The 24,414-nt window shown below is 73.2% G+C and carries 20 protein-coding genes; 12 read left to right on the top strand and 8 right to left on the bottom strand.

Translation table 11 applies throughout. The features are described 5' to 3' along the window. Positions 1-100: 100 nt before the first annotated feature. The 7 genes from ACFVYS_RS40910 to ACFVYS_RS40880 are packed head-to-tail and all read left to right on the top strand — an operon-like array spanning position 101 to position 5,986. Entirely contained in the window at positions 101-1,021 is a 921-nt protein-coding gene (locus ACFVYS_RS40910) for a VOC family protein (RefSeq protein ID WP_389510585.1), read from the top strand. A gap of 46 nt (positions 1,022-1,067) precedes the next feature. Beyond that, complete coding sequence (locus ACFVYS_RS40905) at positions 1,068-2,516, top strand: NAD-dependent succinate-semialdehyde dehydrogenase (RefSeq protein ID WP_389510583.1); 1,449 nt, start codon at positions 1,068-1,070, stop codon at positions 2,514-2,516. Then, positions 2,513-3,304, top strand: a complete 792-nt coding sequence (locus ACFVYS_RS40900) for a fumarylacetoacetate hydrolase family protein (RefSeq protein ID WP_389510581.1) — start codon at positions 2,513-2,515, stop codon at positions 3,302-3,304. The genes ACFVYS_RS40905 and ACFVYS_RS40900 overlap by 4 nt, the downstream gene beginning before the upstream one ends. Then, complete coding sequence (locus ACFVYS_RS40895) at positions 3,301-3,672, top strand: VOC family protein (RefSeq protein WP_389510579.1); 372 nt, start codon at positions 3,301-3,303, stop codon at positions 3,670-3,672. The genes ACFVYS_RS40900 and ACFVYS_RS40895 overlap by 4 nt, the downstream gene beginning before the upstream one ends. Before the next feature lie 26 nt (positions 3,673-3,698). Further along, positions 3,699-4,484, top strand: coding sequence for an alpha/beta fold hydrolase (locus ACFVYS_RS40890; RefSeq protein ID WP_389510577.1), 786 nt, complete (start codon positions 3,699-3,701; stop codon positions 4,482-4,484). Then, positions 4,481-4,954, top strand: coding sequence for a heme-binding protein (locus ACFVYS_RS40885; RefSeq protein WP_389510575.1), 474 nt, complete (start codon positions 4,481-4,483; stop codon positions 4,952-4,954). Before ACFVYS_RS40890 ends, ACFVYS_RS40885 begins: the two co-directional genes overlap by 4 nt. Positions 4,955-4,957: 3 nt before the next feature. Further along, positions 4,958-5,986, top strand: a complete 1,029-nt coding sequence (locus ACFVYS_RS40880) for a methionine synthase II (cobalamin-independent)-like protein (RefSeq protein WP_389510573.1) — start codon at positions 4,958-4,960, stop codon at positions 5,984-5,986. Positions 5,987-6,051: 65 nt separating this feature from the next. Here the strand turns inward: ACFVYS_RS40880 and ACFVYS_RS40875 are convergent, their stop codons facing one another. Beyond that, entirely contained in the window at positions 6,052-6,339 is a 288-nt protein-coding gene (locus tag ACFVYS_RS40875; protein ID WP_389510571.1) for a putative quinol monooxygenase, read from the bottom strand. A 205-nt stretch (positions 6,340-6,544) separates the two neighbouring features. On the opposite strand from ACFVYS_RS40875, the gene ACFVYS_RS40870 reads away from it, so the two are divergent. From ACFVYS_RS40870 to ACFVYS_RS40850, 5 genes are all read left to right on the top strand, one after another. Next, on the top strand, positions 6,545-7,993 hold the full coding sequence (locus tag ACFVYS_RS40870) for an aldehyde dehydrogenase family protein (RefSeq protein WP_389510569.1): 1,449 nt from the start codon (positions 6,545-6,547) through the stop codon (positions 7,991-7,993). A 39-nt stretch (positions 7,994-8,032) separates the two neighbouring features. Continuing rightward, positions 8,033-9,244, top strand: coding sequence for an L-2-hydroxyglutarate oxidase (gene lhgO, locus ACFVYS_RS40865; protein ID WP_389510567.1), 1,212 nt, complete (start codon positions 8,033-8,035; stop codon positions 9,242-9,244). 437 nt (positions 9,245-9,681) lie between these two features. Continuing rightward, a complete protein-coding gene (locus ACFVYS_RS40860) occupies positions 9,682-10,542 on the top strand; it encodes an amidohydrolase (RefSeq protein ID WP_062642913.1) in 861 nt (286 codons plus the stop codon). Positions 10,543-10,555: 13 nt separating this feature from the next. Then, entirely contained in the window at positions 10,556-12,274 is a 1,719-nt protein-coding gene (locus tag ACFVYS_RS40855) for a thiamine pyrophosphate-dependent enzyme (RefSeq protein ID WP_389510564.1), read from the top strand. 19 nt (positions 12,275-12,293) lie between these two features. After that, positions 12,294-13,364, top strand: a complete 1,071-nt coding sequence (locus tag ACFVYS_RS40850) for an Ldh family oxidoreductase (protein WP_389510562.1) — start codon at positions 12,294-12,296, stop codon at positions 13,362-13,364. A gap of 133 nt (positions 13,365-13,497) precedes the next feature. Here the strand turns inward: ACFVYS_RS40850 and ACFVYS_RS40845 are convergent, their stop codons facing one another. From ACFVYS_RS40845 to ACFVYS_RS40815, 7 genes are all read right to left on the bottom strand, one after another. Next, complete coding sequence (locus ACFVYS_RS40845; protein WP_389510560.1) at positions 13,498-14,451, bottom strand: alpha/beta hydrolase fold domain-containing protein; 954 nt, start codon at positions 14,449-14,451, stop codon at positions 13,498-13,500. Between the two features lie 100 nt (positions 14,452-14,551). Further along, positions 14,552-15,619 (bottom strand): class I SAM-dependent methyltransferase, encoded by a 1,068-nt coding sequence (locus ACFVYS_RS40840; RefSeq protein WP_389510558.1) that lies wholly within the window; start codon positions 15,617-15,619, stop codon positions 14,552-14,554. Then, positions 15,616-16,791 carry a glycosyltransferase gene (locus tag ACFVYS_RS40835; RefSeq protein WP_389510557.1) on the bottom strand — a complete coding sequence of 392 codons (1,176 nt, stop codon included), beginning with the start codon at positions 16,789-16,791 and terminating at the stop codon, positions 15,616-15,618. Before ACFVYS_RS40835 ends, ACFVYS_RS40840 begins: the two co-directional genes overlap by 4 nt. Beyond that, positions 16,788-17,603 carry an alpha/beta fold hydrolase gene (locus ACFVYS_RS40830; protein ID WP_389510555.1) on the bottom strand — a complete coding sequence of 272 codons (816 nt, stop codon included), beginning with the start codon at positions 17,601-17,603 and terminating at the stop codon, positions 16,788-16,790. Before ACFVYS_RS40830 ends, ACFVYS_RS40835 begins: the two co-directional genes overlap by 4 nt. A 3-nt stretch (positions 17,604-17,606) precedes the next feature. Next, positions 17,607-17,933 (bottom strand): acyl carrier protein, encoded by a 327-nt coding sequence (locus tag ACFVYS_RS40825; RefSeq protein ID WP_389510554.1) that lies wholly within the window; start codon positions 17,931-17,933, stop codon positions 17,607-17,609. Next, positions 17,930-22,402 (bottom strand): beta-ketoacyl synthase N-terminal-like domain-containing protein, encoded by a 4,473-nt coding sequence (locus ACFVYS_RS40820; RefSeq protein ID WP_389510598.1) that lies wholly within the window; start codon positions 22,400-22,402, stop codon positions 17,930-17,932. Before ACFVYS_RS40820 ends, ACFVYS_RS40825 begins: the two co-directional genes overlap by 4 nt. A gap of 44 nt (positions 22,403-22,446) precedes the next feature. Further along, a partial coding sequence (locus tag ACFVYS_RS40815; protein WP_389510553.1) for an SDR family oxidoreductase occupies positions 22,447-24,414 on the bottom strand: 1,968 nt, incomplete at its 5' end.

The following is a 24,414-nucleotide window of genomic DNA, read 5'->3' as shown; positions in this document are numbered from 1 at the left end:
GCAAGCGCAACCAAGAGTTGCGCATTTGGTAGAGCCGAGGCCATTGAGGCCCGGCCACCCCAAACCTACGCTCACCAGGCGACCCGGAAACGAGGAATCCATGGGAATCCAGAGAATCGAATCGGTCACCTACGGCATCGACGACCTCGACGCATGCGTCCGGTTCTTCGAGGACTTCGGCCTGTTCCTGGTGGAGCGGACCGAAGAACACGCCGTCTTCGAAACCCTCGCCGGGCAGACACTCCACCTCGACACCGCCCCGAACCCGCTGCTGCCCCCGCCGGTGGAGGACGGACCCACCCTGCGCGAGGTCGTCTGGGGCGTCGACACCCGCGAGGAGCTGACCCGCCTGGCCGAGGCCGCCGGCCGCCGGCGCGCGGTGCGCGAGAGCGCCGACGGCGTCTTCCACACCGCCGACCTCAGCGGCTTCGGCGTAGGCCTCACCCTGGCCCGGGCCAAGCCGGTCACCGTCGCCGCCCGTCCCGCCAACGCGACGGGCGCCGTCCACCGGTGGAACACCCCACTGGAGCCGCTCACGCGGGCGTACCCGCTGCGCATGTGCCATGTGGCGCTGAACACCGCCAAGGCGGGCAAGGACGAGGCCGTCGCCTTCTACACCGACGTCCTCGGCTTCCGGCCGACCGACGTCGTGGAGCCGATGGGCGTCTTCCTGCAGGCCCCGGGCGACGACGACCAGCACACCATGCTGCTCTGCCACCGCCCGGACCGGGCGGGCGTCAACCACATCGCCTACGAGGTGCCCGGCTTCGACGACGTCGTCGAAGGCGGCAACCACATGATCGAGAAGGGCTGGCGGGAGGCCCGCCGGCTCGGCCGCCACACCGTCGGCTCGAACGTCTTCCGCTTCCTGCACGCCCCGTGCGGGGGCCGCGTCGAGTACGCCGCCGACATGGACCGCGTCGACGACACCTACGAGACCCGCGTCCACGAGACCACCCCGCCGCACCACATCTGGGCACTGCGCACGAACCGCGACCAGGACGCCACCACCGCCTCCTGAGCAGCTTCAGCCTCATCGACTCCCCAGCCTGAGAGGGCACCCACCCATGACCACCGACCACGGCTACCCCGCCGTCCGCCTCCACATCGCGGGCGAGTGGTGCCAGGGCGGCACCGGACGTACCGCCCCGATCGTGAACCCGGCCACCGAGGAGGTGATCGGGGACGTGCCCCTGGCCGACCCCGCCGACCTGGACCGCGCGCTCGAAGCCGCCGCCGCCGGCTTCAAGGTGTGGCGCGCGACACCGGTGGCCGAACGCACCGGCCTCCTGCACGCCGCCGCCGACCTGCTCACCGAGCGCGCAGCCGAGGTCGGCCGGATCATGACCCTGGAGCAGGGCAAGCCGCTCGCGGAGGCGACCGGCGAGGCCCGCCGGGTGGCCGGCACCCTGCGCTGGCACGCCGACGACGCCCGCCGCGCCTACGGCCGGATCATCCCGGCCGAGCCCGGCACGGTACTGACCGTCCGCCGTGAGCCGATCGGCCCGGTCGCCGCCTTCGTGCCGTGGAACTTCCCGGCGGGCGGCCCGATGCGGAAGATCTCCGCCGCGCTCGCCGCCGGCTGCTCGATCGTCGTCAAGGCCTCCGAGGAGACCCCGGCGACCGCCATGGAACTGGTGCGCTGCTTCACCGACGCGGGGCTCCCGGCCGGTGTGCTGAACCTCGTCTTCGGTGAGCCCGCCGAGGTCTCCGCCCACCTGATCGCCTCCCCGCTGATCCGGCTGGTCGCCTTCACCGGCTCGGTGCCGGTCGGAAAGCTGCTGGCCGCGCAGGCCGGCCAGGTCATGAAACCGTCGCTGATGGAACTCGGCGGCCATGCCCCGGTGATCGTCTGCGCGGACGCCGACCCCGTGAAGGCCGCGCGCAAGGCCGCCCGGGCGAAGTTCGTCAACGCCGGCCAGGTCTGCACCTCACCGAGCCGCTTCCTCGTCCACGAGAGCCTCGTGGCGCAGTTCACCGCCGAGTTCGTGCGGGCCGCCGAGGCGGTGGTCGTCGGTGACGGTCTCGAGCCCGGCACCACCATGGGCCCGCTGGCCAACGAACGCCGGCTGAAGTCCGTGGAGCGGCTCACCGCCGACGCCGCCGCGCGCGGTGCCAAGGTCCTCACCGGCGGCGAACGGCCCGACCGGCCCGGCTACTTCTTCGCGCCGACCGTCCTGACCGACGTACCCGAGGACGCGGAACTGCTGCACGAGGAGCCGTTCGGGCCGATCGCGCCGATCGTGCCGTTCAGCGACCTCGACGAGGCCCTCGCGGTCGCGAACGCGCTGCCCTACGGCCTCGCCGCCTACGGCTTCACCGACTCCGCCGCGACCGCCGAGAAGCTGTCCGCCGAGCTGGAGGCCGGGATCCTCTCCCTCAACCACTGCGGGGGCTCCGTCCACGAGGCGCCCTCCGGCGGCGTCAAGGACAGCGGATACGGCCGGGAGGGCGGGCCCGAGGCGCTGGACGCCTACCTGGTCACCAAGCGCGTCTCCCACCAGCTGGCGCCATGAGGTACGCGCGACTCTCGGTCCACGGACGGGCGCGGTGGGGCCGGGTGGGGGAGACGGACGTCGAGCTGCTGTCCGGCTCCCCCCTGGAAGGCGATCCCGAAACCGTCGGGACCGTCCGGCGCGACACGGCCGACTGGCTGCCGCCCGTCGTCCCGCCCGTGTTCTACGCGGTCGGACTGAACTACCCCCGGCACATCGAGCACGCGGCCCGGCTCGGCAACCCCGCCGCCGTCCTGCCGGTCCGCCCGGAGGTCGGCTACCGCGCCAACAACGCGCTCACCGGGCACCGTTCACCGATCGTGAAGCCCGCCGAGGTCGAGGGGCGGTTCGAGGCCGAACCCGAACTCGTCGCCGTCATCGGCCGCACGATCCGGCACGCCTCCTACGAGGAGGCCCGCACGGCGGTCTTCGGCTGGACCATCGGCAACGACGTCAGCGCCCGCACCTGGCAGCACCGGGACCGCACCTTCTGGCGCAGCAAGAACAGCGACACCTTCAAGCCGATGGGGCCGTGGATCGAGACCGACGTCGACGCCCTGGCACAGACGACCACCCTGCGGGTCGACGGCGCGGAGCGGGCCTCGTTCCCCACCGGCGACATGGTCTTCGACCCCTTCGACTTCATCGTCGAGATCACCAGACACATCACCATGCGGCCCGGGGACGTGCTGTGGATGGGCGCCGAGTCGACCTGCGGGATCGAGCCCGGGGACACCGTGGAGGTCGAGATCAGCGGCATCGGTGTGCTGTCCAACCCCGTTCACCTCGAAGGGAACCACCAGACATGAGCGCGGAACCCCGCTACATCCACCACGTCAACTTCCCCACCACCGACCCCGACCGCACCGCCGAGTGGTACACGAAAGTCTTCGGCATGAAGCGGATCATGCCCAAGTCCAACACCCGGGTCGTGCTGATGACCCGCGGCAACTTCGACCTGCACTTCACCCCGGTCGAGGAGATGGAGCGCATGGCGCCCTATCACTTCGCCGTCGAGGTCGACGACTGGGACGACTTCCTGGAGCACCTCGCCGAGCTGGGCATCCGGCACACGCGGCCCGTCCAACGCCCGGAGAACCAGTCGAAGTTCTGCTACATCCACGACCCCGACCACACCATGATCGAGCTCGTGTACCACGCCAAGCGGCCCAACTGAGCGCCTACGCTGAGGAGTTCCCTCCCATGCCCCTCGCCGACTCCGACGGCACCTCCCTCTACTACGAGCGCCACGGCAGCGGTCCGGCGATCCTGTTCGTGCACGGCAGCGGCGGCCACCACGCCGCCTGGTGGCAGCAGACCGCCGCGCTGCGCGACGAGTTCACCGTGGTCACCGTCGATCTGCGCGGCTTCGGCAAATCCGACTCGTCCATGGCGGAGTTCGACGGCCAGGACTTCCCCGGTGACGTCGTCGCCGTCCTCGACCAGGAGGACCTGACCGACGTCATGCTGGTCGGCCAGTCCATCGGCTCCGTCGCCGCCCTGCGCGCCGGCCTGCTGCGCCCCGAGCGCGTCTCCTGCGTCGGCCTCGGCCACTCGCTGGGCGGCATCAGCCACCCGGAGCTCAAGGAACTGGCCGCCGCCGACCGCGCCGAGGCGGTCGAACTCCCCGTCATCGACCGGCTGTTGACCAAGGCCTTCCAACGGGACCGCGCCGATCTGACGTTCCTGTTCCAGCAGATGGGCACCTTCAACGTCGCCAGGATGCAGGACCTGCGCAACCTCGACACCAACGGCCCCTCGCTGGAGGAGATCGAGGCGTCGGGCGTCAAGGTCGCCTTCCTCGCGGGCGAGAAGGACGCCGTGCTGAGCGTCAAGACCGTGACCCGTGCCCACGAACTGCTCGCCGGATCGCACCTGGAGATCGTCCCGGGCGCCCCGCACTCCATGTACTGGGAGGCACCCCAGGCCTACAACGAGGCCGTCGCCCGTCTGCGCCGCACCCTCACCGCACCGAAGGAAGCCGTATGAGCAGCCTGACCCTGGCCGCCGCCGAGGAGATCATCGAGGCCGCCACCCGGCGGGCCCGGGCCGTGGGCAAGGCGGTGAGCGTCGCCGTCGTGGACGCCGGCGGCTTCCCCATCGCCATCCGCCGCCCGGACGGGGCCCGCCCCCTCACCCCGGACATCGCCCGCGCCAAGGCGTACACCGCGGCCGTCATGCAGCGGCCCGGCACGATGCTGAAGAAGTGGCAGGAGAGCCAGCCCGTGTTCTTCGCCCAGCTCTCCCAACTCCCGGGCGCGGCCATGCCGATCATGGCCACCGAGGGCAGCGTCACCATCAAGAAGGACGGCGAGATCATCGGCGGCCTCGGCATCGCAGGCGGCACCGCGGACGAGGACCAGACCATCGCCGACGAGGTGCTCGCCGCCCTCGGCTACGAGCTGGAGTTCGCCGCCTGGGGCGTCGCGGGCGCCGCCGGGCCCGGAAAGGACGCGTGACCCATGGCGGACACCTTCAACTATCGCATCGACCACCACGGCAGCCTGGTCCGCCCCGCCGAACTGGTCGCCGCCCGCGCGGCCGGCGACCCGGAGGCACGGGCGGCCGCCGAACGGACGGCGATCGAGGAGGCGGTCGTCCTCCAGCGCAGGCTCCGCTCGACCGTCGTCACCGACGGCGACTTCCCGCGTGAGGACTTCCGGGGCGCCGTCCTCGACGCGGTGACCGGTTTCCGCCGTACCGGCGAGGTCGGTGCGGACGGTCTGGCCGGCTGGGTCGCCGAGTCCCTGCCCAAGGCGAACGGGCCGTTGCTCGCCGACCGGACCGACCGGCTCACCGCGCTGACGGTGATCGCGCCGAAGGTCTCGCTGCCCTCCCCGGCCTACCTCGCCGCGACCACCTACCGCCCCGGTCTCGGGGTGTCCTCCGCACGCGAACTGGGCGAGGCCCTCGCGGAGATCATCCAGGCCGAGATCGAGCTCCTGGTGTCGAAGGGCGTACGCCTGATCCAGCTCAACAACCCGCTCCTGCTGGTCCAGTTGGCGACGGACCCGGCCGACCCGGGCGCCCTGTCCTTCGAGGACGCCCTCGCCGTCGAGGCCCTCGCGGTACGCCTCGACGAGCGTCCCGAGGGCGTACGGATCGGGGTCGCCCCCGGCTTCGCCGCCCCCGGGGCCGTGGACCGGGCGCGCGCCGAGCGGCTGTACGGCGCGGTACCGGCCGACCGCTGGGTCCTGCCCTTCGACCAGGGCACCGACGCCGAGCTGGACCTCGTCCGGGCGCTGCCGGAGGACCGGGACGTCTGCCTGGGCGTGGTCGACGCGACCGTGCCCGAACTCGAGGACATCGACACGGTGATGGCCCGCCTCGACGCCGCCGGTGAGTTCAAGGATCTCGAGGACGCGGCGGTGTCGCCCTCCCGGGGCTTCGCCGACGTGGCCAGCCGGCCGCTGCTGACCACGGAGGAGCAGCGCAGGAAGCTGGTGCTGGTGGAGACGGTCGCCCGCTACGTGTGGGGCAACGAGTTCTGACAGCGGCGGACAAGGGCCGGGCAGCTCAAGGAAGTTGCCCGGCCCGCGCTGTACAGGACCTCGCCCTACAGCGCCTCGGCGAAGGTGACCGTCCGGTCCGTCAGCAGTGGCCACACGGTGGCCACGATCAGTTTCTCGAAGTGCTCGGCCGCCTTGTGCGCCTCGAACCCGGCCCGGTCGGCGTACCGCTCGTACAACAGGAATCCGCCGGGCTGCCCCTCGACCGCGTGCACCTCGTACCCCTCGTTGGCCGGCTCGGCACGGGTGTGCTCGCGCACCTGGAGGAGCGCGGCGCGGACGGCGCTCTCGTCGGCGGGGGCGCAGCGGTAGTGGGCGACGACGGCGTAGGGCATGTCCGGTTCTCCTCGGTGGGTCGGCAGTTCGGTAGGTCGGCGGAGACGCGGTCAGGCCTCCGGCCTGCCGATTCCAGCATGGATCGGGGCCGCGCCCACCCGCGTGCGGCGCAACCAATGCCTGCTGCCACAGAGCTGGCGGCACCGCCGTGACGTGGTGTGTTGTCACAGTCCGCACCCTGGCCGACAAAGGAAGTGACCCGAGATGCGTACCCTGGAAACCCTCGTGGGCGGGGAGTGGGTGGCGAGCGCCGACTGGATCGACGTCCTCGACCCCGCCGACGTCCGTATCCTCGTCGCCCGCGTTCCGGCCCTCACGGCCAAGGACGTCACCCGTGCCTTCGACCACGCCGAGCGCGGGTTCGCGCTCTGGAAGCGCACCAGCCCCTTCGAGCGGGCCCGGATCTTCACCGCCGCGGCCCGGCTGATCCGCGAACGGGTCGAGGAGATCGCCGCCGACGTGACGGCGGAGAACGGCAAGACGCTGACCGAGGCGACCGGCGAGACCCTCAAGTCCGCCGACTTCCTGGAGTACTACGCCGGTCTCGCCCGCCAGGGCTATGGCACCCTCCTGCACGACGTACGGCCGAACCACCGCACCCACACCCAGCGCGAGCCGATCGGCGTGATCCTGGTGATCAGCCCCTGGAACGATCCGCTGATCACGCCCGCACGCAAGCTCGCCCCGCTGCTCGCCACCGGCAACGCGGCCGTGTTCAAGCCGGCCACCGAGACCCCGGTCTCCGGTCTGCACTTCTCCCGCGCCCTGCACGACGCCGGACTGCCCCCGGGCGTGCTGAACGTGGTGACCGGCCGGACCGCCGAGATCGAGGAGGCCCTCCTCGACGACCCGCGGATCGTCGGCATCACCTTCACCGGCTCCAACGCCGTCGGAAACCGCATCCGTCGCCGTCTCGCCGACCGCAATGTGCGCTTCCAGGGCGAGTTGGGCGGCAAGAACGCCTCGGTGGTGCTCAAGGACGCCGATCTGCCGGCCGCCGCGAAGGCCGTCGTGGCGGCTTCGTTCGGGCAGGCCGGCCAGCGCTGCACCGCCACCAGCCGGGTCGTCGTCGAGCGGCCGGTGTACGAGGAGTTCACCCGGCTGCTGGTCGCCGAGGTCGAGAAGCTGAAAGTCGGCTCCGGCAGTGACCCGGCGACCACGCTGGGCCCGCTGGCCGGCGTCAAGCAGCGCAACGGCGTCCTCGCCGACCTGGCCGGGGCGGTCGAACAGGGAGCCACGGTCCTCACCGGCGGCGGGGCGGACACCGAGGGCGAGCGCGTCTTCGGCTGCTATGTGCAGCCGACCGTGCTCGGGGACGTCACCGCCGAGATGGCGATCTGGCGCGAGGAGGTCTTCGGGCCGGTCCTCGTCCTGCGCGCGGTCGAGGGCTTCGACGCGGCCGTCGAGGCGGTCAACGACTCCGGATTCGGCCTCGCCGCCGCCGTCTTCACCCGTGACCTGGCCTGCGCCCACCGCTTCGTCGACGAGGCCGAGTGCGGACAGGTCGCGGTCAACTCCACCACCACCGGCTGGGACGTCCACCTGCCCTTCGGCGGATTCCACGACTCCGGTACCGCCTACAAGGAGCAGGGCGAGGAAGTCCTGCGCTTCTCGACGCGCGTCAAGACTGTTGCTGTGCACTTCGGCGGCTGACGATCGGGAGCAGGGACAACGAGAAAGAGGAGGTGTGCGATGGCTGACGAGACGATCGGCGTCGTCGGCGCCGGCATCGTGGGGCTGGCCACGGCCCGCGAGATCGCCCTGAGCAGGCCCGGCACCCGGGTCGTGGTCTTCGAGAAGGAGCGGGAGGTCGCGCTCCATCAGACCGGCCACAACTCGGGTGTCGTGCACGCCGGCATCTACTACACGCCCGGCAGTCTCAAGGCCGAGCTGACGGTACGGGGCGTGGCCCTGCTCCGCGCGTACTGCCAGGACCGAGAGCTGCCGTACCGCGAGATCGGCAAACTGGTCGTGGCGGTCCGCGAGGACGAGCTCGGTCGGATGAACGCCCTGTACGACCGGGCCAGGAACAATCATGTGCCCGATCTGCGGAAGGTCTCCCGCGAGGAGATCCGGGAGATCGAGCCGAACGCCGGCGGGGTCGCGGCCCTGTACTCCCCGCGCACCGCGATCACCGACTACCCGGCGATCGCCCGTGCCTTCGCCGAGGACGTGGCCGGCTCCGGGGGAGTGGTGCGGACGGGCTTCCCGGTCACCTCCCTCACCGAGGTGACCGGCGGCATCGAGGTGGTCTCCGGACCGCGGCGCGAGCGGGTGGACCGGCTGATCCTGTGCGCGGGCCTGCACTCCGACACCGTGGCCGGCCTCGCGCAGGACCGGCGGGAGCCGCGGATCGTCCCGTTCCGGGGCGAGTACATGCTGCTCAGGCCGGAGAAGACCGACCTGGTGCGGGGCCTGATCTACCCGGTGCCGGACCCCCGTTACCCGTTCCTCGGCGTCCACTTCACGCCCCGTGTCGACGGCTCGGTGGAGGTCGGCCCCAACGCGGTATTGGCCCTGGCCAGGGAGGGGTACACCCGCACCCGGATCTCCCCGAGGGACCTGCTCGGCCTCGCCGCCTACCCCGGCGTCTGGAAGATGGCGGCCCAGCACTGGCGCACCGGCGTCAGGGAGTACCGCGGGTCGTTCTCGGCGGCGTCCTTCATGAAGGACGCCAAGCTGTACGTCCCCGCGGTCGGCGTCCAGGACGTCGTACGCGGCGGCGCGGGTGTGCGCGCCCAGGCCCTGGACCGGGACGGCACCCTCGTGGACGACTTCCGTATCCATCGGGTGGGCCGGGTCACCGCCGTCCGCAACGCGCCCTCGCCGGCCGCGACGGCCTCCATGGCGATCGCCGAGCACATCGTCGAAGCCGTTTTCGACAGCGCTTCCGGCAGCAGCTGAGACAGGCCGGGAAACCGGCTGAGAGACAGGACGGCCGAAGCAGGCTGAGAAGCAGGCCGGGAACCGGTTGCGTAACCGGACGGCTGAAGCAGGCCGGGAAGCGGTTTCACAACTGGACGGCTGAAGCAGGCCGGGAAGCGGTTGCGCAACAGGGCGGCTGAAGCAGGCCGGGAAGCGGTTTCACAACAGGCCGCCGAAGCAGGTCGAGCAACCGGTTGCGCAACAGGCCGAGAAGCCTGCTGCGCAACCGGTTGCGCAACAAGCTCAGAAACCGTTTTCGACGACCGCTCGCGCAACCTGAAAGTGCCCTGCGAACAGCGCACTTTCACGCAACAACAGCTTGCGCTCCCAGAGGCTCCGCAAGGCCTTTCCGGCCGCTTAGCGTTCCCTCCGCAACGCCTCACCACGTGCCCTACCGAGAGAAAGAAGTACGGGACATGTTCGTCGTCGACACGCAGATCCACATCTGGCTGGAAGAGACCCCGGACCGCCCCTGGGTCCCGGGCGCCCGGGAGCGGATCCGCCTCAACGGCCACCGCGAGGACCCCTTCTCCTACGAGGAGGCCCTCGAGCTCATGGACGAGGCCGGCGTGAACCGCGCGCTGATCCTGCCGCCGTCCTGGGAGGGCGACCGCATCGACTACGCCCTGGAGGCCTGTGAGGCGCACCCGGACCGCTTCGGCATCATGGCCCGCATCCCGCAGAACAAGCCCGAAGAGGGCAAGGCCATGCTCAAGGACTTCGCGCAGAACCCGTACATCAAGGGCACGCGGCTGACCTTCCACCGGCCGCAGGACCGCAACTGGATGATCGACGGCACCAACGACTGGTACTGGCCCGTCGCCGCGGAGCTCGGCATCCCCACCATGGTGCACGCCCCGATCTGGAAGCGTGAGCTCGGCGAGATCGCCGCCAAGCACCCCGAGCTGAAGATCATCATCGACCACATGGGCATCATGGCGCGCTGCGTCGACGACGCGATCGGGTACTGGGTCGCGGAGACCGCGGACCTCGCGGCCCACCCGAACATCTACGTCAAGGTGTCCGCGCTGCCCGGCTACTCGACGCAGCCGTTCCCGAACAACAACATCCAGAAGTACGTGCGCGAGATGGTCGACAAGATGGGCCCGCAGCGCTGCTTCTACGGCACCGACATCACCCGCCTGCTGGGCCACGGCATCACCTACACCGACACCATCGAGCAGTTCACCAAGCACTGGGACTTCACTCCCGAGGAGCTGGAGTGGATCATGGGCCGCGGTATCTCCGAGGTCCTGAACTGGCCGATCGAGGGCTGAGGAACCACGCGAGATGACCGACACCACCCGTGCACCGGGCGCCGACGGCGGAGACGCGCTCGTCACCGCCTTCAACGCCGTCGGCGCCGACTACCTGTTCTGCTCGTCCGGGTCCGAGTGGGCCCCGGTATGGGAGTCCCTCGCCCGGCGCCACCGGGACGGACTGCCCTGCCCGCGGTACCTGGACCTGACCCACGAGACCGTCGCCGTGGGCATGGCCACCGGCTACGGCCTGGTCAGCCGCCGGCCGCAGGGCGTGCTGCTGCACGCAGCCCCCGGCCTGCTCCAGGGCTCGATGGCCGTCCACGGGGCGCTGCTCGCCGGCGTCCCGATGGTGGTCAGCTCCTCGGAGTCGACCACCTACGGTGACGGCCCCGGGCAGGATCCGGGCGGCCAGTGGTACCGGAACCTGTCCATCGTGGGCGGCCCGCACGGCGTCGCGACTCCGTTCACCAAGTGGTCCACCGAGGCCGCCAGCGTCCACACCCTGCCCACCATGGTCACGCGGGCGGCCGAGCTGGCCTGGCGGGCCCCGGCCGGCCCGGCGTACCTGAACGTCCCGCTGGAGATCCTGCTGGAGGACTGGGACGGCCGCGAGGCCAAGCCCCTCGTGCCGCCGGGCTCCACGCACAGCTCGCCCGAGGAGGTCGACCCGGTCGCCCGGCTGATCCGCGAGGCGACGAACCCGGTCATCGTCACCGAGACCGCGGGCCGGGAGGCGGGCGGGTTCGAGGCCCTCGTCGCCTTCGCCGAGGCCTGGAACATCCCGGTCGTCGAACCGGACTCCGCGGTGTGCGGCAACTTCCCGCGCACCCACCCGCTGCACGCCGGCAGCGACATCGGCCCGTGGATGGACGAGGCGGACCTCATCCTCCTCGTCAACTGCCGTGCCCCGTTCTACCCGCCGTCGCGCCGCCCCTCGAAGGCACAGGTCGTCGTCATCGACGAGGTGCCGCAGCGACCGCACGTCGTCTACCAGGTCCTGTTCGCGGACCGGTACTTGGAGGGCGACGTCGCCAACACCCTGCGGCAGCTCGCCAAGCGGGCGAAGGATCTCGACGAGGCCGCCGTCGCCGTACGGCGCACCGCGCAGGACGAGCGGCACGCCGCCGAGCAGGCCGCCGTCACCGACGCCGAGACCAGGGCCAAGGCGCAGCGGGAGACCGAGGGCGTCGACCCGGTGCTGGTCGCCGCCACGCTGCGCGAGCTGCTCGACGGCGCGGACGGCATCGTCGTCGACGAGACCATCACCCACAGCCGGATCGTCAAGCGGCACCTGCGCACGGCCGCCCCCGACTCGTACTTCTATGTGCAGGGCGGCCTCGGCCAGGGCATCGCGGTCGCGCTCGGCGTCAAACTCGCCGCCAGGGAACGGCCGGTGGTCCTCACCATCGGCGACGGCGCGTTCACCTACAACCCGGTCGTCCCCTCGTACGACGCGAGCAAGGCGTACGAACTCCCGCTGCTCATCGTGGTGTTCAACAACCGCGTCTACAAGTCGATGAACCTCAACCACCGCAGGTTCTACCCCGACGGAGCGGCCGCCGAGACCGGTGAATGGCTCGGCACCGACCTGCACCGTCTGCCCCGACTGGCCCAGTTCGCCGAGCCGTTCGGCATGCACACCGAGACCGTCGACACCGCGCAGGCGCTCGGGCCCGCCCTCGAGCGCGCCCTCAAGGCCGTGGCGGAGGGCACCACCGCCGTCGTCGACGTCCTCGTCACCCGCTGAACCAGGAGGCACCGCCACCATGTCCACCCCACCCACGAAGATCCTGGTGCCCGCAGACGACCTGCGCACCTTCTCCGCCGCCCTCCTGGAGAAGGGCGGCCTGAGCGCCGAACACGCCCGCACCACCGCCGACGTGTTCGTCTGGGCCGCGCTGCGCGGCGTCGACTCGCACGGCATCGCCCGGGTTCCCGCCTACCTGGACCTGCTGGAGAAGGGCGTCGCCAACGCCGACGCCCGGATCACGGTCGAGTCCAGCACCCCGGCCGCGGCCGTCCTGGACGCCGACCGCGCTCCCGGCCCGGTGGCGCTCGGCCCGGCGGCCGACGAGGCCGTGACCAGGGCGCGGACGACCGGCATCGCCGCGGTGGGGGTACGCCGCACGGTGCACACCGGCGCGATCGGCTACTACGTGTCGAAGATCGCCGAGCAGGGCCTGGTCGGCATCGGCTTCGTCGCCGGGATGCCGAACATGGGCTACACCGGCGTCAGGGGAGCGGCGGTCGCCACCAGCCCGCTCGCCATCGCCGTCCCCACCGACCCCTCGTCGGCGCACGCGCCGCTGCTCCTGGACATGGCCACCGCCACCATCGCGCTCGGCAAGATCCGGCAGGCGAAGGCGAGTGGCACCCCGCTGCCGGAAGGCGCGGCCGCCACCGGGGACGGCACCCCGACCACCGATCCGGAGAAGGCGGTCATGCCGCTCCCGCTCGGCGGGGTGAAGGGCTCCGGCATGTCCCTCGCCTTCGAGCTGCTGACCAGCGTGCTCGTGGGGGCGCCGATCTTCGCGTCGTTCCACTCGGACGACCCGGCCGGCCGTGAGCACCGCCAGAACGCCCTGCTCATCGCCGTCGACCCGGCCGCCTTCGGGGGCGCGGAGGCCTTCACCGAGTCCGTGGACGCCACGCTGGACACGCTCAAGGGCCTGCCGGCCGCGGACGGCGCGCAGGGCGTGTTCTACCCGGGCGAGCGCAGTGCCGCCGTGGCCGCCGGCCGCGGGGAGAAGGGCGTCCCGGTGGCGCCCAAGGTGTGGCGCGACCTGACCGAGCGCGCCGAGAAGCTGGGCGTCGCCCTGCCGGAAGCCGCCGGATAGAGGCCGGCGGCCGCCCGGGGCGACGCCCGGGGGAGGGGCGGGTGGCCGGGAACGCCGGTGCGGCGGACGACGCCTTGGGACCACCCGGGTGGCGTCCGGTGCGGCGGACGCGCCCTCCCGCCCCCTCGCGGCCTCAAGAGGCCTGCGGCGTACCGGCGTCGGTCGCCCGTCGAAGATGACGGGCGATCAGTGCGTAGGTGATCCGGGCCTGTTCGTCGTCCTTGGTGTCGTAGCCGTGGTCGGCCCCGGCGAGGTCGTGGTGCTCGACGAGGGCACCGGCCGCGCCCAGCCGCTCCGCGTACCGCACCGCCTCGTTCCTGAGCAGGTCGTACTCGGCCGTGATGACCAGCGCCGGGGCGATGCCCGTCAGGTCGGCGGTGTCGGAGGCATGGGCGGGCGAGACCAGCCGGTGCGTGCGCTCACGCGGATCCGGCACGTACGAGGTGTCGAAGATCTCGGCCATCCAGGGCCGCAGCATGGGTTTGGCGACGGCCGCCTTCTTGTCCTTCGCGCTGGTCGCGAGGTCCAGCGGCGGGTAGTGCAGCACCTGGAGGGCGATCGCGGGCCCGCCCTGTTCCAGGGCCTGGCGGGCCACGGCCGCCGCGAGTCCGCCGCCCGCGCTCTGTCCGCCCACGGTGAGCCGCCCGCCGTCCCAGCCGTGCTCCGCGCCGTGCTCGGCGACCCAGCGCACCACCTCGAAGGCCTGCGTCGGCGGAGCCGGGAACGGGTGCTGCGGGGCGACGACGTACTTCACGTTGACCACGACCACCCCCGCTTCGGCGGCCAGCCACCGGCAGAGCCCGTCGTCGAGTTCCGGCATCGACACGACATAGCCGCCACCGTGGAAGTTGACGTGGACGGGCGCGGGCGTCGCCGTCCCGGCCGGGGGCGCGTACACGGTGACCTGTGCCGGGGCGACGGAGGTCGGCACGGTCAGCTCACGCACCGCGCGGGGGTACTCCGGGAAGCGCGCCTGCCCGTCGGCGGCGGAGCCGGGGCCACCGGAACGGCGGCCAGCCAGCCCGGTGAGCCCCTGCATCGTCTTGGCGGCGAGGGCGGCCACCGCCGGTCTGGCCAGGAGGGACATGCGCGTTCCGTTCGTCGAGCCGTGCCGTTGATCGTCAGGATTCCTGTTGAAGGGAAGGGGGTGAAGCTAGCACGGCGGAACCCGCGCGCGCACCGGTCCGTCAGTCGCGCCGGGCCACGATCCGGTACGCGTTGGACACGCCGAGCCGGTGCGAGAGCGGACGCACCGCGAACCGGTCGAGCAGGGTGCCCGCGATCAGCGCCGGGATCCCGGCGACCAGCAGCGCCCCGCGCAGGGTGCGGCGCAGCGCGCCCGGCGGCTCGGGCAGCCACGGCGCGTCCTCGCGCGGCGCCGCGTGGTCCAGCGCCAGCCATACGGCGGCGAGCAGGTCGACCGGGTCGTGCGGCTCGGCGTGCTGCTCCGCCACCACCGTGAAGCCCAGCCGCGTGAGCCGTTCCCGCAGATTGGCCACCGGCACGAAGTGCAGATGCTGCGGCTGGAGCCAGGGCAGCCACCAGCGGCCCAGTAGCCGCGCGTAGCGGCTCTCGGGGTCCGGCACCTCGATGAGAAGATGGCCGCCGGGGCGCACCGTCCCGTGCGCGGCGCGCAGTTCGAGGTCGGGATCGGTGCTGTGCTCCAGGTAGTGGAACATGCTCACCACGTCGTAACGGGCGGCGAGTTCGGGTGCCAGCTCGGGGAACGCGCCCCGGTAGCCGTGCTCCACCCGGCCCTCCCGCTCGGCGAGTTCGACGCCGTCGGTGAAGTCCAGCCCGTCGAAGGTCGTCCCGGGCAGCACCTCCCGGGCGGCCGCGCAGAAGTGACCGTGCCCGGTGCCGACGTCCAGCCAGGTCTTCGGCGCGGGATCGTGCGGCAGCATCGACCCGGCCCGCCCCCGGTACATCTTCGTCCGGCCCCCGAAGGTGTCCCCGAGCTTCTTCTCGCCCAGCCCGTCGTAGAAGTCCCGGTAGTAGAACTCCAGGCCCTCGGCGCTCAGTCGCGGGTTCTGGAAGGTGTGCCCGCAGCCCTCGCAGCGGTCCAGGACGAAGCGGCCCGGCTTGTGCTGGAGCAGGTCGGTGGTGCGCAGCCGGGTGGTCAGCGCCGCCGAGCCGCACCACGGGCAGGTAGTGCGGCGGGGCTCGAAGAAGCGGGCCGGGCCGGCGGCGATGTCCGCCCGGTAGGCGGGACGGGCCTCGGCGATCCGCTCGGCGCGCTTGCTCTCTTCGCTCATCTGAACTCCCCTGCCAGGTCCTCGAGATGGGCCGCGGCGGCGGACGAGCCGCCCGCGGCGCGGAACGCCGTACGGATCCGGTCGGCGGCGGCGCGGTGTCCGGGTTCGTCCAGCACGGAGTCGACCGCCGCGCCCAGCTGCCGCGCGGTGACCCGGCCGAACCGCACCCGCACCCCGGCTCCCGCGTCGGTGACCTGTCCGGCGACGACCGGCTGGTCGTCGCGGATCGGGGCGACGACCAGGGGGACCCCGTGCCACAGGGCCTCGCACACGCTGTTGTGCCCGGCATGGCAGACCACCGCGCCGGACCCCCTCTCCAGCCGCTCCAGCAGGGCCAGTTGCGGCACCGACGGCAGGATCAGCACGTCCTTGTCGTCGCCCCGCGGCTCCAGCGTGCCGCCCGGGTCGACGATCACGCCCTGCACCCGGTCGGCCCGCTCGCGCAGCACCTCCCGGCAGACCTCGAGGAACCGTCCGCCGACGTCGGTGTTCGCGGTGCCGAGCGTGACCAGCACGGTGGCGCGGCCGCCGTCGAGCCACTCCCAGGGGAAGCCGGCGGCCGACGGCCGGGCCGTGATCGACGGGCCCACCCAGCGGACGCCGTCGTGCGCGTCACCCGCCAACTCCGGTGTGCTGAAGGCCAGGACGAGGTGCGGCGAGAAGCGGGGGTCGGCGTCACCCGCCGGATCGCCGATCGCGGACCGCAGTGCGGCGAGCCGCCGGTCGAGCCACGCCCCGACCTTGGGCAGCCCGGCGAGGGGGTCGGTGAACTCGGCCGAGGTGGTCGCGGAGGTCGCCCACGGCAGGCCCAGCCGCTCCGCGACCAGCGCGCCGGCGAAGGCCTGCTGGTCGGCGACGACGACGTCCGGCCGGAACGCCTCGACGGCCGCCCGCACACCCGGCGCCATCGCCTCGGCGAGCGGCAGCAGGTACCACTCCCACAGGAACTTCAGCGCTTCCGGGCCGCGCAGGTCGGCGGGCCGCTCTCCGGGCGGCGCCCCAACGCAGGCGAACACCGCCCCCGCCCCGGGGCCCGCCAGCCGGCCGACCAGCTCCGGATCAGGGCCGACCCACGCCACCCGGTGGCCCCGTGCGGTGAGTTCGGCGGCGACGCCGACGGCCGGGTTGAGGTGACCCACCAACGGCGGTACGACGAACAGGAACCGGCTCACCCCGTCGCCTCCGCCGCCACCCGCCCGGCCTCGTCGACGAGGGACAGGATGTGCCCGCCGACCGTCCCCGAGGCCTCCACGAGGACCGAGTGCTCATGCCCCGGGATCACCACGGTGCGGCAGTCCGGCAGCACCGCCCGGAGCCAGGGCGCCAGTTCGGCCAGGTCGGAGTCGGCGCCGTACAGTCCGAGTACCGGGCAGCGCACCGCCGCGATCTGTTCGTCCGTCAGCACCTGGCTGGCCGGGATGTCCCGCCCGAGGGACGTCTCCCGCGCGAGCCGGGCCGCCCCCTTGGCCAGCCGGGCTGTGTTGTGGCCGCGGTTCGCGGTGATCCAGGCGATCGCGTCGGACTCGTGGTGGGCGAGCTGGGTCACGACCCGGTCCAGGATCCCGCCGAGCTTCACCGCCCAGGCGGCGGTGGCCGGTTCGGACTCGACGAGGGTGACGCTCGCCGCCCGCTCGGGGTGCCGGGCCGCGTAGCCGAACGCGATCGTGCCGCCGTAGGAGTTGCCGACCAGGTGCACCGCAGCGGTCACTCCGAGCCGGTCGAGCAGCGCCTCCAGGTCGTCGACGTTGTCGTCCAGCGTGTAGCCCTCGGCGGGGCGCTCGCTGCGGCCGTGGCCCCGCAGGTCGTACATGACGACGTCGAGGCCGGCGGCCGCGAACGCCGGGGCGACGGTGAAGTAGTAGCTGGCCAGGCTGTCGGTCAGCAGACCGTGCACCAGGACCACGGTGGCGGTGGCCGGCCGGCCCTGCCGGGGGCCGATCCGCTGTACGTGCAACCGGACGGAGCCGGTGTCGACCATCGCCATGGCTCAGCTCGCCTCCGCGGCCTTCAGACTCGTCACGACGTACTCGACGAGCCGTCCGACGGTCAGTTCGATGATCTCGTCGAACTCCATGTCCGCCAGGAACTCGGCGAAGTTGACCCGGTCGCCGTACCGATCCTGGAGCAGGCCGGCCAGGGTGACCAGGTCGATGCTCTCCAATTCCAGGTCGCGGTTGAAGGTGGTCTGCATGTCGATCTCGATGTCGTCGAGCCCGTACTCGTCCTGCAGGAGTCGGGTGAGCATGCCGGTGAGATCGGCCAGGACGGACTGCTCGTCGGCGGTGACGGGGGTGCGGGGGGTGGGGGGTGTCATCGGGTGTCGTACTCCTCTGCGGTCGGGTGTCCCGTCGTCCAGGCCACCACGTACGAACGGTCGGGCAGCCGGGGCGGGTTGGCGGCCGGTGCGCAGTGCACGGGGTAGGCGCGTTCCAGGCGGCCCGCGACGGTCAGCCGGTCGCCGGCCGGTGTCGCGTCGAGCACCGTGAAGTCCCGTGGCCTGCCGTCGAATCCGGTGCCCTCCGCCTTGGCGACGGCCTCCTTCGCGGCCCAGAAACGGGTGAACCACAGGGCCTCGGAGCCGCCGGAGCCGGCCGACAGGGCGCGCAGCAGCCGTAGTTCGTCCTCGCCGAGGGCGGCGGCGAGGGTCTGCGGGGTGCGGTCGGTGACCTCCTCGATGTCGATCCCCGGGCCGGGGCCCGGCGTGTGCGGCCGGACGATCGCGACGCCCGCCTCCGCGCAGTGGGCCAGCGAGACGTCCAGCGCGGGCAGGACGCGTCCGTGCACGCCGGTGACGTACGGCCGCCCGACGTCGTCGTTGCGCACCCGCAGTTCGGCCGGGAAGACGGGGCCCTCGCCCTGGTCCCACAGCCGGCGCCGTACCGCGTCCTTCACCGCGATCCGGCCCAGCAGCCACTGCCGGCGCCCGCGCGGCGCGTGCTCCGCGTACTGCGAACGCTCCTCTCCGCCGAGGGAGTTGCGCATGATCAGCTCACGGGACGCCAGGTCCGGCCACCGCTCGTGCAGCAGCTGCCAGCCGCCCGGACGGGTCTCGGACAGCGTGTGGCGCTCCGGGAAGCGCTCGACGGGCCGGGTCTTCGGGTCGTTGTCGAACCGGCGGTCCTGCCAGCCGTACAACTCGGCCCACACCGTGCCCCCGGCCGTCAGCTGGACGTCGGCCTCCAGGAAGGCGTCGGTCAGCGAGGTGATCCGCACCAGGCACCCGACCTGGGTCCCCGGCGCCGGATGCGGTCCGTGGAAGCGCATCTCCCGCATCCCGACCGGGAACACGACGGTCCGCTCGGTCCGGGTCGCCATGATCCAGTAGCCGAGGATCTGGCCGACGTTGTCCAGCAGCGCGCCGGGCGCGGACGGGGTGGTGATCACCCCGCGGACGTGGCGGTCGCCGATCGCGGTGAGTTCGGTGACGCCCTGGAACGCCGGGCCGTGGAACATCCAGCGCTCCTCGTAGAGCTGGGCGGCGGTGTGCTCCGGGGCGCGCTCGGCGCCGGGGTCGGTGGACCACGGGGCGGGCGGCGGCGGGTGGGCGGCGGCCAGTTCGACGGTGGCGCGGGCCCGGGGGCCGAAGGACACGGCCAGCCGGTCCGGGCCCTCGGGTGTCACGGTCACCGGCACGTCGACGGCCGGGGTGGCGGTGAGCCACTCCTCGAACCGCGCGCCGTGCACGGCGACCGGCAAGGTGCCGGGGGCCGCGTCCCGCGCCGCGTCCGCCGCCGCGTCCACGATGTGCTGCACGATCGTCGTCGCCGGGACGACCGGCCACCGGTCGGCGACCTCGGGCCAGCCGGGCCGCTGCGGGAAGAAGCAGTGGTCCAGCAGGTAGGGCATGGTGTCGGGGGAGACGTGGACGTCGCTGTGCCAGGGGCCTGTCTGCCGGGCGGCCGCGGGAGCCGCGGCCCGCGCGGTCAGGAGGACGGCCGCCGTGTCCGCCGTCTCGTGGAGCAGGGCGGACAGTTCGGCGGCCATCGGCGAGCCCTCGACGAGGGCGTCCAGCGGCGACGCACCGGCGGGGCCGGCCGCACGGACCGGGGCGCGGACCGGGGTGCGCAGTTCGGCATGCAGTGCGGCGAGCCGCTGCGGCGCGAGGGACACCAGGGCGCCGCCCAGGTCCAGCCGCACCGGCGGCCGTGCTGCCCGCGCGGCCCCGCCGGGCGACGCGGGGGAGGCAAGGGAGGGCGCCACCGCCGCTCCCGCCGTCCACAGCGCGGTGGCCACCCGGCGGAGCTGGGCGAGGCCCGTGCGGTGGGGGGAGTTGGCGGCGACGGCCAGGTGGTCCCGGTCGCCCAGGGTGTCCCCGACCAGGGAGCCGAGCCGGCCCGGGCCGACCTGGACGTACACCCGGTGTCCGGCCGCGTACAGCGCCTCGGTCAGCTGCCGGAAGCGGACGGGTTCCAGCAGATGGCGGACGAACAGCGACCGTATCCCCGCCTCGTCCTCGGGGAAGGGGGCGGCGGTCGTCCCCGACCAGAGCGGGGTGTGCGGTGGATACAGCCGGAACCGGTCGGCGGCCTCCTTGATCGGGCCGAGATGCGGTTCCAGCATCGGCGTGTGGAAGCCCGACCGGAACGGCAGCACCTGGCTGAGGACACCCTGGGCGCGGAAGGTCCGTACGAACTCCTCGACCGCCGGTTGCGGCCCGCACACCATCGACTGGCCGGGCGCGTTGTCGTGGGAGAGCACCAGGCCCGCCGTGGCCCGGCTCTCGTCCCGCAGGGCGGCCAGCACCCGCTCCGCGGACGCGCCGATCGCCCCGAAGGCCAGCCCCGGGACCGATACCGAGTCGGGGTCGAAGTCGGCCATGAACGCGTCGACCTCGTCCCCGGAGTACAGCCCGGCCGTCGCCATCGCCGTCCACTCGCCCACGCTGTGCCCGGCGACCGCGGCCGGCACGATCCCGCTGCGACGCAGCGCGGTGTCGAGCAGCCGGCCGACGGCGACCACACCGAAACCGTGGCGGCCCACGTCATCGGTCCGGTCCCCGGCGACGGACAGGGTGGGCAGACCGAAGTGGGCGGCCACGTCGTCGACCTGCGGAGTGAAGTCGCCCTCCAGGCCCGGGAACAGGAACGCGGGTCCGCCCCGGTCGGCGCCCAGCAGGGGGCTCGGCCGGAACCAGACGTCACCGCGGCCGTGCCAGGCACGCCGCTTGCCGACCGCGCGGCGGGCCAGGGCGAGCCGTTTCGCGGTCGGGTCGACGATGCCCAGGCGGGCAGGGCCCGCGTCCGGGTGCGGCTGCGAGGGGGCGAGTCCGGCGGCCCGTACGGTGTCGTCGTCGGCGTCCAGGAGAGCGGCCAGGCGCGCGGGGGAGTCGGCGGCGAGCAGCAGGACCCGCTCGGGTTCGGTCACCGCCAGGACCGGGCGGGGCGGGGCGGTCGCGCGGGCTCCGCGGGCCCCGGGCGCCTCCTCCAGCACCACGTGCGCGTTGATCCCGCCGAACCCGAACGCGTTCACGGCGGCCCGGCGCACGGGCTGCCGCTCGGTGGTCTCCCAGTCGGCCGCCTTCTCCAGGGTGCGGAACCGGGTGCGGGCCAGGGCGGGGTGCGGGTCGTCGCAGTGCAGTGTCGGGAGCAGCGTGCCGTGGTGCACGGCGAGCGCGGCCTTGACGAGGCCGGCCACCCCGGCGGCGGGCATGGTGTGCCCGATCATCGACTTGACCGACCCCAGCACCGCTTCGCCCTCGCCGGGGCCGAACACCTCGGCGAGGGTGGTCAGTTCGGCCTCGTCGCCGGCCGGGGTCGCGGTGCCGTGCGCCTCCAGCAGACCGATCGAACCGGGCTCGGCCGGGTCGAGCCCGGCGGCCCGCCACGCCTGCCGGACGGCCTGTGCCTGACCGCCCGGATCGGGGTTGAGCAGCCCTGCGGCCCGGCCGTCACTGGCCACCCCGATGCCCCGGATCACCGCGTAGATCCGGTCGCCGTCGCGCTCGGCGTCGGCCAGCCGCTTGAGGACGACGACGCCCGTCCCCTCGCCGATCAGGATGCCGTCGGCGTCCCGGTGGAAGGGGCGGCTGCGCTGACTGGGGGAGAGGGCGCGGAGCTGGGAGAAGACGCTCCACAGCGTGATGTCGTGGCAGTGGTGGACGCCTCCCGCGAGCATCAGGTCGCAGCGCCCGGAGCCGAGTTCGCCCACCGCCTGGTCCACGGCGACCAGCGAGGACGCGCAGGCCGCGTCCACGGTGTACGCGGGACCGCGCAGGTCCAGCCGGTTGGCGATCCGGGAGGCGGCGAGATTGGGCACCAGGCCGATCGCCGACTCCGGACTGTCCGGACCGAGCCGCTCGGTGAACGCCGCCCGTACGCGGCCGAGTTGGTCGGACGTCAGGTCGGGCAGCAACTCGCCCATCGTGCGCACGAGTTGGCCGGCCGTCCGGACCCGTTGGTCGAGCCGGGCCAGGCCGGGACCGAGATAGCCGCCCCGGCCGAGGACGACGCCGACGCGCGCTCGGTCGGGGAGCCGGTCCGGGCCGCCCGCGTCGTCCAGGGCGGCCGAGGCCACGTGCAGGGCGATCAGCTGGTCCGGCTCGGTCCCGGCCACCGAGTGGGGCATGATCCCGAACCGGGTGACCTCCACCTCCGCCAGCCCGTCCACGAACCCGCCCCGCCGCGCGTACACCCGGTCCGCGACAGCCGGTTCCGACGCGCTGCCGGGACGGTAGTACTCGGCGTCCCAGCGGCCCTCGGGCACCTCGCCGATCGCGTCCACGCCGTCCCGCAGGTTCCGCCAGTACGCGTCCAGGTCGGCGGCGCCGGGCAGCAGGACCGCCATGCCGACGATGGCGACGGGCCGGTGACGTGCAGCCACGGCCGCCGTCACCAGCCCGAGGCGGTGTGGACGACGGCCGTGGCGGACTCCTCGCCCCAGGCCAGTTCCCGCAGCAGCGCCGCGGTGCCCTCCTCGGGATCGATCAGCCGGATACCGCGCCGGGCGTACTCCCGGGCCAGCTCCAGCCCCACCATGCCGGCGTGCCCGGCCGCGGGCGCCCACGGCCCCCAGTGCACGGTCACCGCGCGGTGTCCGGTACGGGCCGCGAAGGCCGCGCCGAGGGTCTCCAGCGCGTCGTTGGCGGCCGCGTAGTCCACCTGGCCCCGGTTGCCGAGGACGGCCGAGATCGAGCCGAACAGCACGGTGAACGCGGGTGCGGCGGGCAGTTCCTCCAGGGCGGTGAGCAGGGCGTCCGCGCCGGTCGCCTTGGTGCCGTAGACGCGCTGGAAGGACTCGGCACTCTTCTCCGCGACGAGCCGGTCCTCGATCACCCCGGCCGCGTGCACCACGCCGTCCAGCCGGCCGTGCTCGGCGTGGATCTCCTTCACCGCCTGGAGCACCGCCCCGGGTTCCCGGAAGTCGACGGAGCGGTAGCGGGCCCGGCTGCCGAGCGCCGTGAGTTCGGCGAGGGTGGCGGTGATCTCCCGCTGGGCCAGCAGGAGTTCGGCGGCACGGTTGATCTCCGCCGGCTTCGCGCCGCCGCGCGCGGCGAGCGCGGCACGCAGCTCGGCCGGGGTACGGGCGGCCGCGGTGTCCGCGGCCTCGGGGCCGTCCGGCGCGGGGGTCCGGCCGAGCAGCTCCAGACGGCAGCGGGAGGCACGGGCGAGCGCGGCGGCGAACTGCGCGGTGATGCCCCGCGCCCCGCCCGCGAGCAGGACCACCGAGTCCCGGTCCAGTCCGAGCGCCGCCGCCTCGGCGGCTCCGTCCCCGGCCGGTCCGGCGCCCGTGCTGCCGAGCGCGCCGAGCGGCGCCTCCACCAGCTCGAAGCCGTGCCGTCCGGCCGCCGTCCGCAGGACGACCGGGGTGCGGTCCGGCGCGACGGCCTCCGCGACCACGGCGTCCGCGACGGCGGACGGCGAGGCGTCACAGAGGTCGACGACCCGGGCGACCAGCTCCGGATACTCACGTGCCACCGTCCGGAACAGACCGCGCAGCCCGGCGGTACGGGCCTCGGGTGTCCCGCCGTCGGCGGTCCGCACGGCCAGCAGCCAGCGTGGGCCGCCTGCCAGGGCCGCCTTCAGGACGGGAAAGGCGTCCGGCAGGACGGGGCCGTCGTGGGCGCCGTCGAGGGCGCCGAGGTACAGCACGCCGTCGACCGGCCCGTCCGCCTCGGTCAGGACGTGGTCCCTGGCCCGTACGGCGACGTCGGCGCCGTGGGACACCAGCCGGGCCGCCGCCTCCGGGGCTTCCCCGAGGAGGATCCAACGGGTCCCGGAGAGCGTGCGGGAGGGCACCCCGGAGGGGGCGGCCGAGGCGTCGGTGCCGGCGTCGAGCAGGACCGGCCGCAGCACATGCCTGCGGGGCGGCTCGCCGGTCACCTCCGGTGGAACCTGCCCGGGCGCTCCGGGCTCCGTGGCCGGTACCTCCACCACTGCTGCCACTGCCGTGGCGGGCTCGGGGGCGGAGGCAGGGGTGGCCGGTCCGCCCAGCCTGGCGGTCAGCCAGTCGGTCACCGCGGCGGCCGTCCGCGCCTTCGCCAGCTCCTCCAGCTCGTCGTCGTCCATCGACGCGAGGTCCGCGCCCGCCCCGGCACCGAGACGGCGGGCCAACTCCCCGGCGATCTCGGCCCGCTTGATGGAGTCGATGCTGAGGTCGGCCTCGAGATCGAGGTCGGGCTCGATCATGTCGACGGGGTAGCCGGTGCGCTCGCTGATGATCTCCAGGACGACCTGCCGGACATCGGCGGTCCCGGTGGGCCGGGGCGGAGCGGAATCCCCGGTCGGTTCCGCCGTCGCGGCGGCCACCGCCGGTTGTGGCGTGGCGAGTTCGGGCACCGCCTGGATCAGCTGCGGCAC

This window comes from Streptomyces sp. NPDC058295 (assembly GCF_042880655.1).
GTDB classification, from domain to species: domain Bacteria; phylum Actinomycetota; class Actinomycetes; order Streptomycetales; family Streptomycetaceae; genus Streptomyces; species Streptomyces coriariae.
The sequence above is the reverse complement of the archived record's forward strand: the minus strand, read 5'-3'. Positions and strand labels throughout refer to the sequence as shown.

What these genes read in the sequence shown, in the direction of transcription:
- ACFVYS_RS40905 (WP_389510583.1), top strand. Translation starts at nt 1,068, where the DNA reads ATGACCACCGACCACGGCTACCCCGCCGTCCGCCTCCACATCGCGGGC.
- ACFVYS_RS40895 (WP_389510579.1), top strand. Translation starts at nt 3,301, where the DNA reads ATGAGCGCGGAACCCCGCTACATCCACCACGTCAACTTCCCCACCACC.
- ACFVYS_RS40890 (WP_389510577.1), top strand. Translation starts at nt 3,699, where the DNA reads ATGCCCCTCGCCGACTCCGACGGCACCTCCCTCTACTACGAGCGCCAC.
- ACFVYS_RS40850 (WP_389510562.1), top strand. Translation starts at nt 12,294, where the DNA reads ATGTCCACCCCACCCACGAAGATCCTGGTGCCCGCAGACGACCTGCGC.
- ACFVYS_RS40875 (WP_389510571.1), bottom strand. Translation starts at nt 6,339, where the DNA reads ATGCCCTACGCCGTCGTCGCCCACTACCGCTGCGCCCCCGCCGACGAG.
- ACFVYS_RS40830 (WP_389510555.1), bottom strand. Translation starts at nt 17,603, where the DNA reads ATGGCGATGGTCGACACCGGCTCCGTCCGGTTGCACGTACAGCGGATC.
- ACFVYS_RS40900 (WP_389510581.1), top strand. Translation starts at nt 2,513, where the DNA reads ATGAGGTACGCGCGACTCTCGGTCCACGGACGGGCGCGGTGGGGCCGG.
- ACFVYS_RS40910 (WP_389510585.1), top strand. Translation starts at nt 101, where the DNA reads ATGGGAATCCAGAGAATCGAATCGGTCACCTACGGCATCGACGACCTC.
- ACFVYS_RS40885 (WP_389510575.1), top strand. Translation starts at nt 4,481, where the DNA reads ATGAGCAGCCTGACCCTGGCCGCCGCCGAGGAGATCATCGAGGCCGCC.
- ACFVYS_RS40845 (WP_389510560.1), bottom strand. Translation starts at nt 14,451, where the DNA reads ATGTCCCTCCTGGCCAGACCGGCGGTGGCCGCCCTCGCCGCCAAGACG.
- ACFVYS_RS40820 (WP_389510598.1), bottom strand. Translation starts at nt 22,402, where the DNA reads ATGGCGGTCCTGCTGCCCGGCGCCGCCGACCTGGACGCGTACTGGCGG.
- ACFVYS_RS40880 (WP_389510573.1), top strand. Translation starts at nt 4,958, where the DNA reads ATGGCGGACACCTTCAACTATCGCATCGACCACCACGGCAGCCTGGTC.
- ACFVYS_RS40855 (WP_389510564.1), top strand. Translation starts at nt 10,556, where the DNA reads ATGACCGACACCACCCGTGCACCGGGCGCCGACGGCGGAGACGCGCTC.
- lhgO (WP_389510567.1), top strand. Translation starts at nt 8,033, where the DNA reads ATGGCTGACGAGACGATCGGCGTCGTCGGCGCCGGCATCGTGGGGCTG.
- ACFVYS_RS40825 (WP_389510554.1), bottom strand. Translation starts at nt 17,933, where the DNA reads ATGACACCCCCCACCCCCCGCACCCCCGTCACCGCCGACGAGCAGTCC.
- ACFVYS_RS40840 (WP_389510558.1), bottom strand. Translation starts at nt 15,619, where the DNA reads ATGAGCGAAGAGAGCAAGCGCGCCGAGCGGATCGCCGAGGCCCGTCCC.
- ACFVYS_RS40870 (WP_389510569.1), top strand. Translation starts at nt 6,545, where the DNA reads ATGCGTACCCTGGAAACCCTCGTGGGCGGGGAGTGGGTGGCGAGCGCC.
- ACFVYS_RS40860 (WP_062642913.1), top strand. Translation starts at nt 9,682, where the DNA reads ATGTTCGTCGTCGACACGCAGATCCACATCTGGCTGGAAGAGACCCCG.